Below are 17,147 nucleotides of genomic sequence, written 5' to 3'. Positions count from 1 at the left end.
CGTGCGGCGGGGCAGGGCTTGCCCCGCCGCACAGCCGCGTTTTCCCGGCGGTCCGGCTGATCTCCCGCGGCGCGGAGGATGAGCCGAAACGCCGTGTCCACACTTGCCATGAAAGGACGATCGCCGTGCGCTATCTGAAACTGTTGGAAGAGTCGTTCCCCATGCTGGTCAAGGGGCTGGGCGGCACCGTGCAGGTGACGGTCATCTCCCTGCTGATCGCCACCCTGCTCGGCCTGTTCTGCTGCCTTTTGCAGATCTCCGGCAAAAAGCCGCTCCAGTGGATTTCCCAGATTTATATCGACGTCATGCGGGGCGTGCCGGTCATGGTGCTCTCCTTCTTCATCTATTTCGGCGTGCCGAACGGCCTGGGCATCCGTCTCACCGCCGTGCAGGCGGGCGTCATCACCCTCTCCCTCAACGCGGGGGCCTACCTGTCGGAAATCTTCCGCGGCGGCATCCAGGCGGTGAACGTCGGCCAGATGGAGGCCGCGCGCAGCCTCGGACTCCCCTACGGGCGCGCGATGCGCAAGGTCATCCTGCCCCAGGCGGTGCGGATCGTCATCCCCTCGATGGTCAACCAGTTCATCATCACCCTCAAGGACACCTCGATCCTCTACGCGATCGGCCTGCCCGAGCTCATGCAGAGCGGCAGCCTGATCGTGGCGCGGACCTTCCGCTCCTTCGAGGTGTGGGCGACCGTGGCGGTGATCTACTTCATCATCATCTTCATTCTGTCCAAGATTTCCAAGCGGATCGAAAGGAGGCTCCACAATGGCAAAGGTAAGGGTTAAGGGCCTCCGCAAGGACTTCGGCTCGCTGGAGGTGCTCCGGGGCATCGACCTCGAGGTGCGCGAGGGGGAGGTCGTCTGCATGATCGGGCCGTCCGGCTCCGGCAAATCGACCTTCCTGCGCTGCCTCAACTTCCTCGAGACGCCCACGGGCGGAGAGGTCGAGGTGGACGGATACCTCCTCACCGACGGCAAGACCGACCTCAACAAAATCCGCGAGAACATCGGCATGGTGTTCCAGCAGTTCAACCTCTTCCCCCACCTGACGGTGACCGGGAACATCACGATGGCCCCGCTCGACCGAAAAAAGCTCGACAAGCCCGCCGCGGAAAAGAAGGCGCGCGAGCTGCTCGAGCGGGTGGGCCTCGCGGACAAGGCGGACGCCTACCCGGCGCAGCTCTCGGGCGGGCAGCAGCAGCGGGTGGCGATCGCCCGCGCGCTGGCGATGGACCCGGACATCATGCTCTTCGACGAGCCGACCTCCGCGCTCGACCCCGAGATGGTCGGCGAGGTGCTCGCGGTCATGCGCCAGCTGGCCGACGCGGGCATGACGATGGTGGTCGTCACCCACGAGATGGGCTTTGCCCGCGAGGTCGCCGACCGGGTGATCTTCATGGACGGCGGCGTGATCGTCGAGCAGGGCACCCCCGAGGAGATCTTCGGTCATCCGCGCGAGCAGCGCACGATCGATTTCCTCAACAAGGTCCTGTAGCTTCCGCCGCTCTCCAAAAGTTTCGCCCGCCGTTTCAAAGGCGGCGGCTTAGTCCTGAGAAGCGCTTTTTGGTTCTTTTCCCAGGAAAAAACGGGACCGGTACCCAACGGGTACCGGTCCCTCCTGTTTTTCCCGCTATTCCCCAGGGCGCATCGCCCTCATGAAGGCGCCGATGAGCTTGTCGCACATCGCCTCCATGCTGTAGGCGCCGTCCCGCAGGCACCAGTCGTAGATGAGCCCGCGCAGCTGGATGTCGAGCATCTGGGAAAGCTCGGTGCAGGCGATCGCGCCGGTGATCTCCCCCCGCTCCTGCCCCTCGTGGACATACTGGTTGAGCAGCTTGACGTACCGGCGGCTTTCACTCGTCAAAAACTTCGGCCCCCGCGTCACAAGCTGGGTGGAATAGATCTCGGTGATGATCTGGCGGCTGAGCTTGAGCTCCATGTTCTTGCAGACGAACCGGCAGAGCGCCACGATGCGGTCGGCGCTCGGCATACCGGGCGGGCACTGGGCCGCCCACGCGTCGTAGTCGTTGTCGAACTTGTCGGGCAGCGCCGAAAGCAACTCGTCCTTCGCGGAAAAATAGTGGTAGAACGCGCCCTTGGAGGTGCCGGTCGCCGCGATGATCTCGTCGACCGACACGTTTTCATAGCCCTTCTCGTCGAAGAGCCGCCACGCGGCCTCCGCGATGCGTTCCCGGACTTCCGTCTTTGCCATCGGACTTCCCTCCCCGTCTGGTTTCATTTTATACCAACCGCCGCCCGCGCGCAAGGGGGACGCCGAAAGGAAAAGGCGCGCGCCCCAAAGAGGGCGCGCGCCCGCCGCTACTTTTTCCGGCAGGCCCCGCGCTCCCGCAGGATGCGCAGCTGGTCGTCGAGGTAGACCTGCGGCACTGACTTGATGTCGAAGTGGACGAGGTCGAAGGTGAGGTTCATGAGCGGCCCGGTGACGAGCGCCACGATGACGGTGGCGATGCCGAACCGCCCGCCGAGCAGGGTGCCCGCCAAAATGGCGGAGAGCTCGAGCCCGCTCTTGGTGAACCGCACCGACCAGCCCGTCCGGCGGACGATGCCGATCATGAGCCCCTCGCGGGGACCGGCCCCGAGCCCCGCCCCCACATAGAAGTAGGTGGCGACGTTGAGCACCATGAGCCCACAGGCCACCATCAACAGCTTCTGCGGAAGGTTTTGGGCCGCGGGGATCAGATGATGCGCCTGGATGATGTCGACGATCGGGCCGGTGATGACCAGGTCGAGGATGTTCCCCAGTCCGATGCGGATGCCCATCCGCCAGTTGACCGCCAGCAGCACGACCGAGACGCCCAGCACCGCGGCCCCCAGCGAGATGCCCAGCGTGTGGGAGAGGCCGTCGCTCAGGACGTCCCACGGGGCCATGCCGATGCCCGACTGCGCGAACACGACGATGCCCACCGCGTAGAGTAGCAGTCCCACCAGCAGCTTGGACATGGATTTTACCGTGATATTGATGTTGTCAGCCTCCCTCTCCCCGGACGTTCTGATACGCGCGGGAGATTCAGATCTTTTTCTTCTTCCTGTAGATCAGGATGCCGACGGCGACCACCAGCACGACGTTCAGCAGCATCTGCAACGGCAGCGGGATGAACATTGAACCCACCGTCAGGATGAGCAGCGCGGAGATGACGCCGAAGGCGCCCAGGTCGGGGCGCTTGAGCATGAAGTTGGTGAACATGATCGCGAAGATCGAGGCGGGCACGTACTTGAACGCGTCCTTGACCGACGCGGGCAGCGCGCCGAGCAGCAGGGTCCCGCCGATCGCGCCGAGGGTGACGAAGATCAGGTTGGTGACGATCGAGCCCGCAATGCCGATCGTCGCCATGAGCTCGCCCTCCTTGGTGCCCGGCTTTACGCCGGTGACCTCCTGCGCGACCATCGCGCAGGGCAGGCGCATGTTGCTGATGTTGCCGCTCAAAAAGGCCATGTAGCTGCCCGCCGCGCCGAGCACGCCGTAGTAGGAGATCGGCTCGACCACCATCCAGGCGAACCCGGAGGAGACGACGAGCGTAAAGATGATCGCGATCTCGGCGGGGGTGGGCACGACGCCGTACACCAGCCAGAGGGTGAACGCGGGCACGAACGCCAGCACGAACCCGATGATCAGCGTGATGCTCCCGATGCGGATGGAGGGCTTTCCAAACTCCCTTGTGAACTGGTCGTCCGACATGCCCTTGAAATTCGATTCAGTCACTGCACTTTTCATCTCCTCAACCTCCAATCAGCCAGGCGCAGACCGGCGCGCAGACGATGCCCACGATCATGGCGATGCCCATGTGGTACTCCCGCAGCCAGGGCAGCTTTTTCACCGTCCTGGAGAGCCCCACCATGCAGAGCGACGCGCTCACGCAGGCGACGATCATCGGCAGCCCGGTCAGGCAGTTTTCCATCGTCATGTAGGACATGATGCCCAGCATGCTGGCCGTGCTGATCAGGGTCATGAGGTTTTTGTCGTATTTTTCGACCTTGACCTGCACCTTGTTCATCTGCGGGATAAAGACCAGCACGACGATCCAGGCCACCGAGAAGAGGCTCATCCCCCACAGGGCGGCGGCGTAGGCGCGGATGCCGAAGTCGGCGGCGCCCAGCGCGCTGCCCACGGCCTGCGCGCCGAGGCCGGCATTGATCATTTCGCCCGCGGCAGCGCCCATGACGGAAAGCCGCATCCACGAAACGGGCGACCCGACGGCGGACATGAGTCCCACCATCATGATGAAGACCGCGACGGACGGCCCGATGGCCGAGATCATCCCGGCGCGGAAGGCCTTGACGCAGTCGCTCTTGGAGATTCCCATCTTGACGGCGGTGGCGAACGCCCGGCGGGTATACAGAACCGCCTGGCAGAGCACCAGCAGCACCAGCGGGAAGCAGGATAGCCACATGATCGGGCTGTTTGCTATCGACAGATAATCGCTCATTTTTACCGCTCCTCAATTCTTTTGATCCGAAAAACACCTCTGGCGGCCGCTTTTTCTGTGGCCGGCCGCCGGTTCCACCGCCCCCTTACTGATTGCCGAACAACAAAATCAAACCGTCCCCCGTTATCGGTACAGACTATAGTTTGTTTTTGCTTTAACGTGTTAAATCATAGCGAATTTAAAGCGATTTGTCAAGAGCCCGCCGCGTTTTTCCGGAAAATTCATCCCCCGCCTTGACTTTTGCGCCCGGGGTTCCTATAATGGACATCAACAGCCCCCCAGGGGCAGCCGAACAACAAAGCCGGACAGGAATCCTCCGCATGGGCCGAGCGGCCGATGCGTATTCCGTTTGGGCTTTTTTTGTTTCCCCGCCGGTGCACAACGCAAACAGAAAGAAGGATTCTCATGCTGGTACTGAAAAACTGCCGCCTGATCCCGGCGCTTACCGAAGGATACGACCTGCCCGCCGCCGACATCGTCCTCGACGGGGAGCTCATCGCGGACATCCGTCCGGCGGGCGGAAGCTACGAGGACGCGCCCGTCCTCGACGTGGCGGGCAAAACCGTTCTGCCCGGCCTCTTCGACCTGCACACCCACCTGCACTCCCTCTCGGGCAACCTGATGGAGAACCAGCTCAAGGATTTCGGCACCTCCTGCTTCGACACCTGCGAATACGCCAATACCTATCTGAAGCTCGGCTACACCACCGTGCGCGACATGGGCAGTAACAGCCGCTGCGCCATCGCCGTGCGCAACGCGGTGCAGAAGGGCCAGATCACCGGCCCGCGCATCTACAGCGCGGGGCTGATGATCTCCCCCAAGGACGCGGGCAACGACGCCTTCAGCCTCATGTACAACGAGGCGGACGGGCGAGAGGCGGTCATCGGCGCGGTGCGCGAGGAGATCGCGCACGGGTGCGACTTCGTCAAATACATGGTGTCGGGCGCCTTCCTCAACGAGGGCAGCGTGCCGGGCAACCTGATCACGACAGAGGAGGAGCTGCGTACGGTGGTCGACACCGCGGCGGCCCGCGACAAATACGTGGCCGTCCACTGCCACGGCACCGAGGGCATCAAAATGAGCATCCGCGCGGGCGTACACACGATCGAGCACGCCACCCTCATCGACGAGGAGGGCGTCGACATGCTCGTCGGCTCGAAGGACACCTTCCTCGTCCCGACGATCGGCATCTTCCAGTTCCTCATCGACCTGAGCAAGGCCGACTCGAACGACTGGCGCGCCCTCAAGGCCAAGACCTACCTCCCCCTGCTCCAGCAGAGCCTGCGGACCGCCTACAAGGCGGGACTCCAGTTCGGCTGGGGCACCGACCTGGACATGGGCTCCTACGTGGAGAACCCCGCGCAGGAATTCCTGGTCCGCCGCGACCTGATCGGCATCTCCAACATCGACCTGCTGCGCCAGGCCACGATCAACAGCGCGGAGATCGCCGGCGCGGCCGACATGACCGGCTCGGTCAGGATCGGCAAATACGCCGACCTCGTGGTGATCGACGGCAACCCGGACGAGGACATCTCCGTCATGGGCAAGCCCCGCGCGCACGTCTTCAAGGGCGGCGTCCACGTCGGCTGAGGAGTTCCCCGGGAACGGCAAAAAAGGGCCCCGGTGCTTACGCACCGGGGCCCTTTCATCACGTTATTTCCGCGCCGGGCTCACGCCGCGGCAATCGCCGGCGTTTTCGCGCCGAGCATCCCCATCAGCAGGTCCACGCAGGCGGTCAGCGAAAAGACAAAATCCACGCCGTAGGAGGGGGCGAGCTGGGAGTACTGCTCGTGCAGCTCGTTGATCTGCTCGTAGAGCGCGGTGCTGTGGTCGATTTCCGCCGCGTTGGAGATGAGGTCGACCGCGTGCAGCATGCTGCGGCGTCGGTAGCCGTAGAACTGCATGAGGACTTCATATTTGAAGTGGCCGGCCTTGCTGCCGTCGAACGATTCGGAATGGGCGTAGCAGAAGAAGTCGGACATGAAGTGGCAGAGGATGCCCAGCTGCTTGCTGTATTCCTCCACCGACATGTTGTCGCCTTCCTTTGACAGGTGTTCCGCGCGCGCCATCACAAGGTCGTAAATGTCCTTTTTAAAATGCGAGAGCTTGAGCAGGCTCGGCGCAATATCGGGCAGGACGTTCCACCTCACAAAGCTCCCCTTGTCGAGCTCCACGCCGAGATTTTCGGTGAAGTAGGTGTAGAGGTACCTGCCCATCGTGATGTGCGAAAATAGGTTCATTGGAAACACCGCTTTCTGGTTATTGGGCCCGTAGGCCCTTTATCTGCAAGGCGTCAAGGCGCGCCGCGCTGCGGGTTCGGTCCTGGCGGCGACCCGCGCCACCGTTCGGGCAGCATCGCCCGGAAGGAGCGCGCGAAGCCGTAATGGCCGCGCCGGTAACAGACGCGCAGCGCAACCCAGGCCGTCGCGAAGTAGAGCAGCAGATTCACATGGGAGAGCGCGACGACGACCGCGTCGTAGTGGGCGATCCACCCGGCCTGCTTGTCGGCCGCGAAGATCTGCTGCAATACCAGGAACTGGTTGAGGAACACCATGACCGCCAGCGCCCCGAACGAGGCGAACATCCCGCGGCTGCGGTGCCGCGCCGCCGCGATGAGCGCCATCACAAGCACGGGGATCTGGTAACGCTCGTGCATGCGGGTCGTGAACATGAAGACGGTCTGCATGAAGAGGAACCCCATCAGCCAGACGCTCTTTTCGGTGGCCGTGAACCACACGGCCACAAGCAGCGCCAGAGCCGCGGCCAAAAGCAGGGTTGAAAGGTGGTCCGCCTGGATCAGACCGAGGATTTTCGTGCTGAAATGCTTATAATTGAGCCCCGCCGACGAATAGAAGTTGAAGGCGTTGAGGCTGGCCCCCTGGTACTGGCCGAAGCCGCCGAAGTAGATCTCCAGCGGCAGCGCCCAGCCCGAACGCGCCATGAAGGGCAGGAAGACCGCGAGCACCGTGCCCGCTCCCGCCGCCACGGTCCGGAAAATCCGTCTGGGCGGATAGGAGGTGAGCAGCGCGACCGCGTAGACGGGCGCGAAGTAAAGGGACTGGAACTTCATCAGGCAGGCCAGCGCCATGACGGCGCCCGACCAGACGGGCCTTCCCTCCTCGAGCAGCAGGAAGGCGAGCACCACCAAAAAGATCATGATGCTGTCCGTCTGCCCCCAGTAGGAGGAGTTGAGGATCCCGGCGGGATTGACCGCCCAGATCGCGGCGCCGGCCAGCCCCACGAGCTGCCCCTCCCGCCGCAGCACACGGTAGAGGAGCGGGATGCACGCGAGGTCGAACAGCACCTGCCACCCCTTGAGGGCGAGCATCATATAGGGGTCGAAGGCGCGCACCGCGCCGATCCCGAGCAGCTTCCCCGTCAGGAAGAGGGGGAAGAGAAAAAGGGGCGGATAGTCAAGGTTCCCTATATTGTTATAAGCGCCGAAGAAGTCGTTTGCCACTCCGGTCGACCAGTCCACATAGAAGCTCAGGTCGAAATAGTGCACGGTGATATAGGCGACCATCAGCCGCACCAGCGCGGCGAACGCCACCAGCACGGTCAAAAACCAGCGAATCTGCCCGCGTGAGGGGCAAAAGGAAGCGCCCAGTCTTTTTTCATCCATCAGTTTACTTCCATTGCAATCAAAATTTTATCATATCGCGCCAAAACTGTCTGTTGAAGGTGTGAAAATTTTGTAAACTTTCCACATTTCCGTCGTTTTGTATAAATTCCCTACGAAAAATAGCAGTCAATTAGGAAGTTTTGCTCATCCCCTGCGGGCGGTTCCTTGCGTTCCACCCGCGAAAAATATCCGTTTTCCCGCAACAGCTGCGCGAACGCCCCGGCGGATTTCCCGTCCGGGGCTGTGCAGGAGACGGTCAGCACCCGTCCGCCCGCGTCGCAGTCGAAATCCAAAATCGTCGCGCCCGCGTCCTCCGCCGCGTCGAGCAGCGCGGAAAACTGGGAGAGGTGCCGGCGCGGGGAGACCTCCATGTTGGTCACGACCCCGGCCATCGAATTGATATACTTCATGAGCAGCTCGGATTTCTCGGGGTCGCCTAAAATCTGCGAAAGCCGCCCCTCCTCGCCGGGCGTTGCGATCGCCGCGACGAGGCTGCTGCGCATGAGCTCCCCGCGCATATCCGCCGCGCGGGAGGCAAGCAGCATCCCCGCGGCCACGACGGCGGCCAGCGCCGCGAAAGCCACCGCCGCGGCTGCGGCGCGGCTCCGCCCGCCGCCCAGCATGCGGGACAGCCTGTGCGCGACCTTCTCCTTACTCAGCATACGTCTCCCCCGCCACTCCGAGATATTCCTCCAGCGAGACGCCGCGTTCGGTGATCTCCCGCGCCGCGTGCTTTCCAACATACCGGAAATGCCACGGCTCGTAGGTGATCCCGGTGATCTCCGTCTTGTCCTCCGGGTAACGCAGGATGAACCCGTACTCGGGCGCGTGCGCCGCGAGCCATTTGGCGGCCTGCGTTTCGGCAAAGCCGTGGTTGAGCATCTGGTAGCCGGGGGTCACGATGTCGGCCGCCAGCCCCGTCTCATGCTCGCTCGTGCCGGGAGGGGCGATCCACTGGGAGGTCACCTCGACCGCCTCCTCCTCGCTCAGGCCCAGCGAGATATACTCCTGCACCTTGTTGTTGAAATTCTGCCGCTGGCGCTCGGTCCCCCGGTAGGCGGAGACGACCATCAGGTCGACCCCCTGCGCGGCCGCGTCGTAGAGCATCCACAGCATCGAGCCCGCCGCATCCGCATCCATCTGGTAAGTGCCGCTCACCGGATAGAGTTCGGGCGTGTAGTCGTCCGGGACGGGGTTTTCCGCGTTCACAAGCAGCAGGTTCTCCAATTCGCCCACCTCTTCGCGGGGGATCATCGTGGGTTCCGGCATGGCGTCCTCCTCTTCCGGAGCGGATGAAACGCTCTCTTCCGGCGCGGGACCGCGCGCGGTGCAGCCGCTCAAAATCAGCAGCGCCGCCAGTAAAAGCGCCGTCCCGGTTTTCCATAATCGTTTCATTCTATGCCTCCCATGCCTGTTCGTATGTTCCGGCGCCGTCCCGCGGCGGGCACCCGTTCCCCGCCTGAACTCAACGTTTGGACGGGGCGCAGGAAGAATTGTTCTAGATATCTCCGCCCGCGTCTTTCGCACACCTCACGGGGCGCGCCTGCGGCGATTATCCGCGCCGCGCCTGAATCCAACGTTTTGAAGGGGTCCGGGGGAAACTTTTTCAAAGGTTGCAGGCCCATGCCCCGGCTGCGTCTCACGGGGCGCGCCTGCGGCGGTTGTCCACGCCGCGCCTGAGCCCAACGTTTTGAAGGGGTCCAGGGGAAACTTTTTCAAAAGTTTCCCCTGGTAGTATCTGCCGCGTCCGTCTCAAATATCCCCCGCCTCATAAAGGATGGCGGTGATGGCGGCAAGGGGCGCGGTCTCGCAGCGCAGGATGCGGCTGCCGAGCGAAAGGGTGAGCAGGCCGTTTTCGGCGGCGAAAGCCGCCTCGGAGGGCTCGAAGCCGCCCTCGCTGCCGACCATAATCGAAACCTCCCCGCCGAGCCGGCGGGAGAGCGCGCTTTTCAGGCTCTCGTCCGCGTTCTCATAGAAAAAGATGCCCAGCGGCGATTCCTTCATGCGCGCGACCGCCTCTCCGAAGCCGACAAGCGGTTCGACGGGCGGCACCCGGCCGCGGCCGCACTGCTTGGCGGCCTCGAGCGCGATGCGGTTGAGACGTTCAAGCTTTTTTTTCATCGACTTTTCATCGGGCCGGGAGACGCACCGGCGGGTCAGCACGGGCACGATCCGCCCGACGCCGAGCTCGACCGCCTTCTGCACGATCATTTCGAGCTTATCCCCCTTGGGCAGCGCCTGATAGAGGGTGATCTCCACCCCCGGCTCCCCGGCGGAGGGGGCGACCGCCTCCACCCGCAGGTCCACCCGCCCGGGATCGACCGCCTCGACGACGCACTGGTAGTCGTGCCCGGCGCTGTCGCAGACGGTGAGCGGCTCGCCGGGCTTCATGCGCAGGGAGAGCGCGATGTGGCGCGCGTCCTCGCCGGTGATGACAGCGGACCGCCCGTCCACCTCGCCGGTAAAAAACCGGGGCATTCCGCTACCCCCTCACGGCGGCCAGCGCGACCCAGCCGCCCGATTCGCGCCGGTCGGCGAGGCGGTAGCCCGCCCCTTCGAGGGCGGACACGACGTCCGCCTCCCGCGTGTCGATGATGCCCGACGCGATGAACACGCCGTCCGGCTCGAGGAACCGCCCGAGGTCGGGGATGAGGCGCAGGATGATGTCCGCGACGATGTTCGCGGTCACGACCGCGAACCGCCCGTCCACCCTGTCCGCGAGGTCGCCCGCCAAAAAGGCCGCCCGGTCCCCGACGCCGTTGGCGGCGGCGTTTTCCTTCGCGACCCGCACGGCCACCTCGTCGATGTCCACGCCGACGGCCGAATCCGCGCCGAGCAGCAGCGCCGCCACGGCGAGGATGCCGCTGCCGGTGCCGACGTCAAGCAGCTTCACGCCGGGCGCCGCGTATTTTTCGAGCAGCTGCATGCACAGCCGCGTCGTATCGTGGGTGCCGGTGCCGAACGCCATGCCGGGGTCCATCGTGAGCACGACCTCGCCGGGCGCCGGCGCGTAGTCCTCCCACGAGGGGCAGACGACCAGCCGCTCCCCCACCCTGGTGGGGAAGTAATATTTCTTCCAGGCGGTGGCCCAGTCCTCCTCGTCGACCTTGTCCGTCTCGACCGAGAAAGGGACCCCCTCCGCCTCCAGCCGCTCCCGCAGGTAGGAGACCGCCTCGAGCGGGCTCTCGCCGGGAGAGATGTAGAGGTGGATGACCGCGTGGGTGCGGTCGCGCTCCAGAAGCTCCTGCTCGATCAGGTCGACGTGCGCGATCTGCGGGGCGAGCTCCTCGATGTCGCTGTAGTCCTCGATATAGATGCCGTAGGGCACCACCATGTTGGCGACCGCCTCGGCGATTTCGATGCGCTCGACGGGCACCTTCAGTTTCACTTCACTGTACTGCATGCCGCTCCTCCTTGTCCTAGTACGCTAATGCTTAATTATACAACAAAACCGCCCCCATAGAAAGGGCGGTTTTGTAAACAATTCTTATTTCATCGCGTCCTTGAGCTTGTCGAAAAAGCTCTTGCGCTTTTCATAGTTGCGGTCGCTCGACAGGTCCTCGAACTTTTTAAGCGCGTCCTTCTGCTTGGCGTTCAGGTTGCGCGGGACCTCGATGTTGACCTTGACGTACTGGTCGCCGCGCCCGCGCCCGTTCACGTAGGGGATGCCCTTGTTGCGCAGGCGGAAGACGGTGCCCGACTGGGTGCCCTCGGGGACGTTGTACTTGACCTTGCCGTCGATGGTGGGCACGACAATCTCGTCCCCGAGCACCGCCTGGGTGAAGGTGATCGGGATGTCGCACCACACGTCGAAGCCGTCGCGCTCGAAGAGAGTGTCCGGGCGCAGCGTGACCATGATGTTCACGTCGCCCGACGGCCCGCCGTTGAGCCCCTCGTCACCCTGCCCGCGCAGCACGAAGGTCTGCCCGTCGTCGATGCCGGCGGGGACGGAGACCTCCAGCGTGCGGGTGTGGCGCACGCGGCCCATGCCGCGGCAGTCGCCGCACGGCTCCTTGACAATCTTGCCCTTGCCCGAGCACTTGGTGCAGGTGCGGGTGGTCTGGATGACGCCGATGGGGGTGCGCTGCTGGACCTTCACCTGACCGGTGCCGCCGCACTCGGGGCAGGTCTCGGGGGAGGTGCCCTTTTTGGCGCCGGAGCCGCCGCAGGTCTCGCATTTTTCAAGCCGCTGGACCGTGATCTGCTGCTTGCAGCCCTTGGCCGCCTCCATGAAGGAGAGGCCGACCGTCACGTTGATGTCGTTGCCGCGGATCGGGGCGTTGGGGTTGCGCGGCCGGGAGGAGCCGCCGCCGAATCCGCCGAATCCGCCGCCGAAGAAGCTCTCGAAGATGTCCCCGACGTCGAAGCCGCCGAAGCCCCCTCCGAAGCCGCCCGCCCCGGCGCCCGCGCCGTAGCTCGGGTCGACGCCCGCGTGGCCGAACTGGTCGTACCGCTGGCGCTTGGTGGAGTCGCTGAGCACCTCGTAGGCCTCGTTGACCTCCTTGAATTTGGCCTCGGCGGTCTTGTCCCCCGGGTTCATATCGGGATGGTACTGTTTGGCGAGCTTGCGGTACGCCTTTTTGAGGTCGTCCGCGGAGGCGTCCTTCGAGACGCCCAGTACATCGTAATAATCCCGTTTATCAGCCAATTGCCCTCACCTCTGCTTTCCGCTCCCATGTCACCGGAACGGCTGTTTCACGCGGCAAGGCGAGAGGCCCCGCCCCCCGCCTTGCCGCAGACTTTTTCCATTGTATTATTTTTTGTCGTCCTCGTCAACCTCGCGGTAGTCGGCGTCGACATAGTCCCCGCCGCCGGCGGAGGCGCCGCCGTCATCCTGCTGCGCGCCCGCCTCGGGGCCGGCGCTCTGCTGCGCCTGCTGGTACATCTTGGAGGACATCTCGTAGAAATCCTTCTGCAAATCCTCCTGCTTCTGCTTGATGTCGTCGACGTTCGTGCCCTTGAGCGCCTCTTTAAGGGCGTCGATCTTCTGCTGGACGCGGCTCTTCTCGTCGGCGGACACCTTGTCGCCCAGGTCGGTCAGCGCCTTTTCGGACTGGTAGACCATCTGGTCGGCGGCGTTGCGCACGTCAATCTCCTCGCGGCGCTTCTTGTCCTCCTCGGCGAACTGCTCCGCCTCCTTGACCGCCTTGTCGATGTCGTCCTTGGACATGTTGGTCGACGCGGTGATCGTGACGTTCTGCTCCTTGCCGGTGCCGAGGTCCTTCGCGGTGACGTGGACGATGCCGTTCGCGTCGATGTCGAAGGTGACCTCGATCTGCGGCACGCCGCGCGGCGCGGCCGGGATGCCGTCGAGCCGGAACATGCCCAGCGTCTTGTTGTCGCGGGCCATCTCGCGCTCGCCCTGGAGCACATGGACCTCGACCGAGGTCTGGCCGTCGGCGGCGGTGGAGAAGATCTGGCTCTTCTTGGTCGGGATGGTGGTGTTGCGCTCGATGATCTTGGTGCAGACACCGCCGAGCGTCTCAATGCCGAGGGAGAGCGGGGTGACATCGAGGAGCAGGAGCCCCTTCACGTCGCCGCCGAGCACGCCGCCCTGGATGGCCGCGCCGACCGCGACGCACTCGTCCGGGTTGATGCCCTTGAAGGGATCCTTGCCGCAGAACGCCTTAACCGCGTCCTGCACGGCGGGGATGCGGGTGGAACCGCCGACGAGCAGCACCTTGTCGAGGTCGGAGACCTTGAGGCCTGAGTCGGCCATCGCCTTGCGCACCGGCTCCATCGTCTTTTCGACGAGGTCGGCGGTCATCTCATTGAACTTCGCGCGGGTCAGCGTGACGTCGAGGTGCTTCGGCCCGGTCGCGTCGGCGGTGATGAAGGGCAGGTTGATGTTCGCCTGCGTCATGCCGGAAAGCTCGATCTTCGCCTTCTCGGCGGCCTCTTTCAGGCGCTGCATGGCCATCTTGTCGCCGCGCAGGTCGATGCCGGAGTCCTTCTTGAACTCGTCCGCCAGGTAGTTGATGATCCGCTCGTCGAAGTCGTCGCCGCCCAGGCGGGTGTTGCCGTTGGTGGCGAGGACCTCCTGGACGCCGTCGCCCATCTCGATGATCGAGACGTCGAAGGTACCGCCGCCGAGGTCGTAGACCATGACCTTCTGGTCCTGCTCCTTGTCGATGCCGTAGGCCAGCGCGGCCGCCGTCGGCTCGTTGATGATCCGCTTGACGTCGAGGCCGGCGATGCGTCCGGCGTCCTTGGTGGCCTGGCGCTGCGCGTCGGAGAAGTAGGCGGGCACGGTGATGACCGCCTCGGTGACCTTTTCGCCGAGGTAGGCTTCCGCGTCGTCGCGCAGCTTCTGCAGGACCATCGCGGAAATCTCCTGCGGGGTGTAGTTCTTGCTGTCGATCGTGACCTTGTAGCTGGAACCCATATGCCGCTTGATCGAGGAGATCGTGCGGTCGGGGTTGGTGATCGCCTGGCGCTTGGCCACCTGGCCCACCATGCGCTCGCCCGTCTTAGAGAACGCGACGACCGACGGGGTCGTGCGCGCGCCTTCCGCGTTGGCGATGACGACGGGCTCGCCGCCCTCCATGACCGCCACGCAGCTATTTGTCGTACCTAAGTCGATACCGATGATTTTTCCCATAATAAAAGCCCTCCAGATCTATTAAACTTAATTTTTACGAAAGGGATATCGTTTCGCGGCTCTGCCGCGGAATCGTCTGAACCTGATTTGCGCCGTCAGTTGGCGACCTTGACCATCGCGTGCCGGATGATCCGGTCCCCGAGCTTGTAGCCCTTCTGGAACACCTCGACGATGACGCCCGCCTCGGCGTCCTCATCCTCCACATGCATGACCGCGTTGTGGAAGTCGGGGCTGAAGACGTCGCCCGCCGCGCCGAACTCCTCGACGCCGAGCTTGGCGAAAACGTCCTTAAAGTTTTGCAGGATCATCTCGACGCCCTTTTTGAATTCGGCGTCGGTGCAGGGCGCCGCGAGCGCCCGCTCGATCGTGTCCACGACCGGCAAAAACTGCGCGACCGCGGCGGCGGTGGCCTGCGGGTAGATCGCTTCCTTCTCCCGGACGCTCCGCTTGCGGAAGTTGTCGTATTCCGCCATCGTGCGCAGCAGCTTGTCGTTCAGGGAATCGACCTGCTCCCTGAGGAGTTCGGCCTCGCTCTTTTCGGGGGCGGTCTGTTCAGCCTCCTGCGCGGGGGCCTCCTCCCGCTCCTGCGGCTCCGCCTGCGGAGCCGTGTCCTTCGTCTCTTCTGCCAAATCTGCTCACAACCTATCTCTGTTATTGTTATTCCTGCTCAAACGTCTCCGCAAGGAGCTTTCCCAGCGTTTTGGAGAAATACTCGATGTGCGGGATGATCTTCGCGTAATCCATGCGCACCGGCCCGATCACGCCGATCGCGCCCGAATTCTGCTCGCCGATCTTGTAGCGCGTGACAACCACCGAGGTGTCCGCCAGCTCGCTCTGGGGGTTCTCCTTGCCGATCGTGATAAAGACCGCGTCGCTTTTGGAGGCGAGCACCCCGAGGAGCTGTTCACGGTTGTTCATCGTCAGCAGCAGGTCGCGGGCGATGTCGGAGAACTCCTTGTAGCCCAGCAGGTTGACGCTGCCGGAGGTGTAAAACTGCCCCTCGTTGATCTCGCGGCAGAGCTCGTACACGGTGGCGAGCACCGGGACGAAGAGGGTGGAGTAGTCGCCGAGGGTCACGGCGATCGAGTTGATGTACCACTGGGAGATGTCCGAAACCGATTTGCCGACCAGGCGGCCGTTGCAGAACTGGTTGAGAAATTCGACGATCTCGGTGGTCAGCCCGAAGTCGACGCGGCAGACCTTGTTTTTGATGACGCCGTTGGTCGCGATGACCAGCACGACGACGGTCCGCGCGCCCGCAGGGACGATCTCGACCCGCTTGACCTGCACCGTCTTGGGGGTGATGGTGGTCGAGACGGTCGCGCACTTGGTGTAGTCGGCGAGGGCCTCGGCCGCGTCCTCCAGGAGCCTGTCGGGATCGGGGTCGCGCACGTTGAAGAGCGCGTCGATCTCGCGCTGCTCCTCCTCCGAGAGGGGCTGGCAGTGCATGAGTTGGTCGACGTAGATGCGGTAGCCCAGATGGGAGGGCACCCGCCCCGCCGAGGTGTGGGGCTGTTCGAGCAGCCCCATGTCGAAGAGCGCCGCCATATCGTTGCGGATGGTGGCGGAGGACACCTGGAAGTCAAGCTTCCGGGCGACCGTCTTGGATCCGACGGGCTCCCCCGTCTCGATATAGGTTTCGACGATGGCCGTCAGGACCTTCAGTTTTCGAATGTCGAGCTTCACCGTTCCCACCTCACATTCCCGTTCCCGGCGAAGGGCTCTTTAGCACTCATTATTTACGAGTGCCAACAACTATAATGTACCACACTTTTCTGCAAAGTCAAGGGAATTCACGAAATGTTTACAGAATTTCTAGCACTCTATATAGTTGAATGCTAATTATGTAAATTATGTACAAACTTTAAAAAATTCATTGTACATATTGACATTGCTTCCATTTTGTAGTTTAATAGGGACAGAGAGAGAATCAATCATTTCACAACCGACAACATAAGGAGGTTTTATCATGATCATCAAAGACGTTATGCTTCACTCCGCGGAGGACCTCCGCCAGTTCATGTATCTCGCCATGCAGTCGTCCGAGGACATCGGCGTGCACACCACCGACGGCAAGATCGCGGACGCGAAATCGATTCTCGGACTGATGGCGCTCGACTACAACAAGCCCGTCAAGGTCGTCACCGAGGACAGCCACTTCATCAAGCAGATCGAAAAGTGGGCGGTCTAAGGTATCCCCGCCTCACGGACGAGGGCCGGCGGTCCTCCCCGCGTTCCCCCGCCCGATAAATGCATCCCGCGATAAAGCGGCCGCCTTTGGCGGCCGCTATTTGTTTACCGCCGAGCGCGCAGCATGTCGGCGGCCGACCGACGACGGCCTTGGATCAACCGCTTATGAAGCGGCCGAGTCGCCGGGTCCCGCCCCGGCGTGGGCTTAGGCTTGCCGCTCAACTAGCGGCGGAGCTTGTCGGTGGCCGGCCGACGGCGGTTTTAGATTATCCGCTCATGAAGCG

Annotated in this window: 18 protein-coding genes; 4 read left to right on the top strand and 14 right to left on the bottom strand. The window is 63.3% G+C overall.

Annotation, left to right across the window (positions count from 1 at the left end; all coding sequences use genetic code 11):
- Both NE609_RS14630 and NE609_RS14625 read left to right on the top strand, forming a co-directional pair.
- Positions 1-791: amino acid ABC transporter permease (locus tag NE609_RS14630; protein WP_370867173.1), on the top strand; the 791-nt coding region annotated here is incomplete at its 5' end.
- Complete coding sequence (locus tag NE609_RS14625; protein ID WP_101551733.1) at positions 772-1,500, top strand: amino acid ABC transporter ATP-binding protein; 729 nt, start codon at positions 772-774, stop codon at positions 1,498-1,500. The genes NE609_RS14630 and NE609_RS14625, both read left to right, overlap by 20 nt.
- A gap of 135 nt (positions 1,501-1,635) precedes the next feature.
- On the opposite strand, the gene NE609_RS14620 is transcribed toward NE609_RS14625, so the two are convergent.
- The 4 genes from NE609_RS14620 to NE609_RS14605 all read right to left on the bottom strand — a co-directional run bounded on the left by NE609_RS14620 (position 1,636) and on the right by NE609_RS14605 (position 4,450).
- Positions 1,636-2,217 carry a TetR/AcrR family transcriptional regulator gene (locus tag NE609_RS14620; RefSeq protein WP_256152919.1) on the bottom strand — a complete coding sequence of 194 codons (582 nt, stop codon included), beginning with the start codon at positions 2,215-2,217 and terminating at the stop codon, positions 1,636-1,638.
- A gap of 107 nt (positions 2,218-2,324) precedes the next feature.
- The gene (locus NE609_RS14615; RefSeq protein WP_121586860.1) at positions 2,325-2,966 is read right to left on the bottom strand and encodes a YitT family protein; all 642 of its coding nucleotides are present in this window, start codon (positions 2,964-2,966) and stop codon (positions 2,325-2,327) included.
- A gap of 67 nt (positions 2,967-3,033) precedes the next feature.
- Positions 3,034-3,738: a hypothetical protein gene (locus tag NE609_RS14610; RefSeq protein WP_101551739.1), complete on the bottom strand. Its 705-nt coding sequence runs from the start codon at positions 3,736-3,738 to the stop codon at positions 3,034-3,036.
- Between the two features lie 4 nt (positions 3,739-3,742).
- Entirely contained in the window at positions 3,743-4,450 is a 708-nt protein-coding gene (locus NE609_RS14605; RefSeq protein ID WP_101551741.1) for a DUF5058 family protein, read from the bottom strand.
- 405 nt (positions 4,451-4,855) lie between these two features.
- Between NE609_RS14605 and NE609_RS14600 the strand changes: the two genes are divergently transcribed.
- Positions 4,856-6,040 carry an amidohydrolase family protein gene (locus NE609_RS14600; RefSeq protein ID WP_256152918.1) on the top strand — a complete coding sequence of 395 codons (1,185 nt, stop codon included), beginning with the start codon at positions 4,856-4,858 and terminating at the stop codon, positions 6,038-6,040.
- Positions 6,041-6,120: 80 nt separating this feature from the next.
- On the opposite strand, the gene NE609_RS14595 is transcribed toward NE609_RS14600, so the two are convergent.
- The 10 genes from NE609_RS14595 to hrcA all read right to left on the bottom strand — a co-directional run bounded on the left by NE609_RS14595 (position 6,121) and on the right by hrcA (position 16,359).
- Positions 6,121-6,690, bottom strand: a complete 570-nt coding sequence (locus tag NE609_RS14595) for a zinc dependent phospholipase C family protein (protein WP_101551744.1) — start codon at positions 6,688-6,690, stop codon at positions 6,121-6,123.
- Positions 6,691-6,743: 53 nt separating this feature from the next.
- Positions 6,744-8,072: a glycosyltransferase 87 family protein gene (locus NE609_RS14590; RefSeq protein WP_256152917.1), complete on the bottom strand. Its 1,329-nt coding sequence runs from the start codon at positions 8,070-8,072 to the stop codon at positions 6,744-6,746.
- Positions 8,073-8,182: 110 nt separating this feature from the next.
- Entirely contained in the window at positions 8,183-8,734 is a 552-nt protein-coding gene (locus NE609_RS14585) for a hypothetical protein (protein ID WP_256152916.1), read from the bottom strand.
- Positions 8,724-9,467, bottom strand: coding sequence for a M15 family metallopeptidase (locus tag NE609_RS14580; protein WP_256152915.1), 744 nt, complete (start codon positions 9,465-9,467; stop codon positions 8,724-8,726). Before NE609_RS14580 ends, NE609_RS14585 begins: the two co-directional genes overlap by 11 nt.
- Positions 9,468-9,824: 357 nt before the next feature.
- Entirely contained in the window at positions 9,825-10,550 is a 726-nt protein-coding gene (locus NE609_RS14575; RefSeq protein ID WP_256152914.1) for a 16S rRNA (uracil(1498)-N(3))-methyltransferase, read from the bottom strand.
- Positions 10,551-10,554: 4 nt separating this feature from the next.
- Complete coding sequence (gene prmA / locus NE609_RS14570; RefSeq protein ID WP_256152913.1) at positions 10,555-11,475, bottom strand: 50S ribosomal protein L11 methyltransferase; 921 nt, start codon at positions 11,473-11,475, stop codon at positions 10,555-10,557.
- 84 nt (positions 11,476-11,559) lie between these two features.
- On the bottom strand, positions 11,560-12,720 hold the full coding sequence (gene dnaJ / locus NE609_RS14565) for a molecular chaperone DnaJ (protein WP_101551756.1): 1,161 nt from the start codon (positions 12,718-12,720) through the stop codon (positions 11,560-11,562).
- A gap of 105 nt (positions 12,721-12,825) precedes the next feature.
- A complete protein-coding gene (gene dnaK, locus NE609_RS14560; protein ID WP_101551758.1) occupies positions 12,826-14,673 on the bottom strand; it encodes a molecular chaperone DnaK in 1,848 nt (615 codons plus the stop codon).
- A gap of 95 nt (positions 14,674-14,768) precedes the next feature.
- Positions 14,769-15,302, bottom strand: a complete 534-nt coding sequence (grpE, locus tag NE609_RS14555) for a nucleotide exchange factor GrpE (protein ID WP_101551760.1) — start codon at positions 15,300-15,302, stop codon at positions 14,769-14,771.
- A gap of 28 nt (positions 15,303-15,330) precedes the next feature.
- The gene (hrcA, locus tag NE609_RS14550) at positions 15,331-16,359 is read right to left on the bottom strand and encodes a heat-inducible transcriptional repressor HrcA (RefSeq protein ID WP_172439250.1); all 1,029 of its coding nucleotides are present in this window, start codon (positions 16,357-16,359) and stop codon (positions 15,331-15,333) included.
- Positions 16,360-16,642: 283 nt separating this feature from the next.
- On the opposite strand from hrcA, the gene NE609_RS14545 reads away from it, so the two are divergent.
- Positions 16,643-16,864, top strand: a complete 222-nt coding sequence (locus tag NE609_RS14545) for an HPr family phosphocarrier protein (RefSeq protein ID WP_207726263.1) — start codon at positions 16,643-16,645, stop codon at positions 16,862-16,864.
- The last annotated feature ends 283 nt before the right edge of the window (positions 16,865-17,147 follow it).

It is taken from the genome of Anaerotruncus sp. DFI.9.16, assembly GCF_024461615.1.
Lineage (GTDB): Bacteria > Bacillota > Clostridia > Oscillospirales > Ruminococcaceae > Anaerotruncus > Anaerotruncus massiliensis.
The sequence above is the reverse complement of the archived record's forward strand: the minus strand, read 5'-3'. Positions and strand labels throughout refer to the sequence as shown.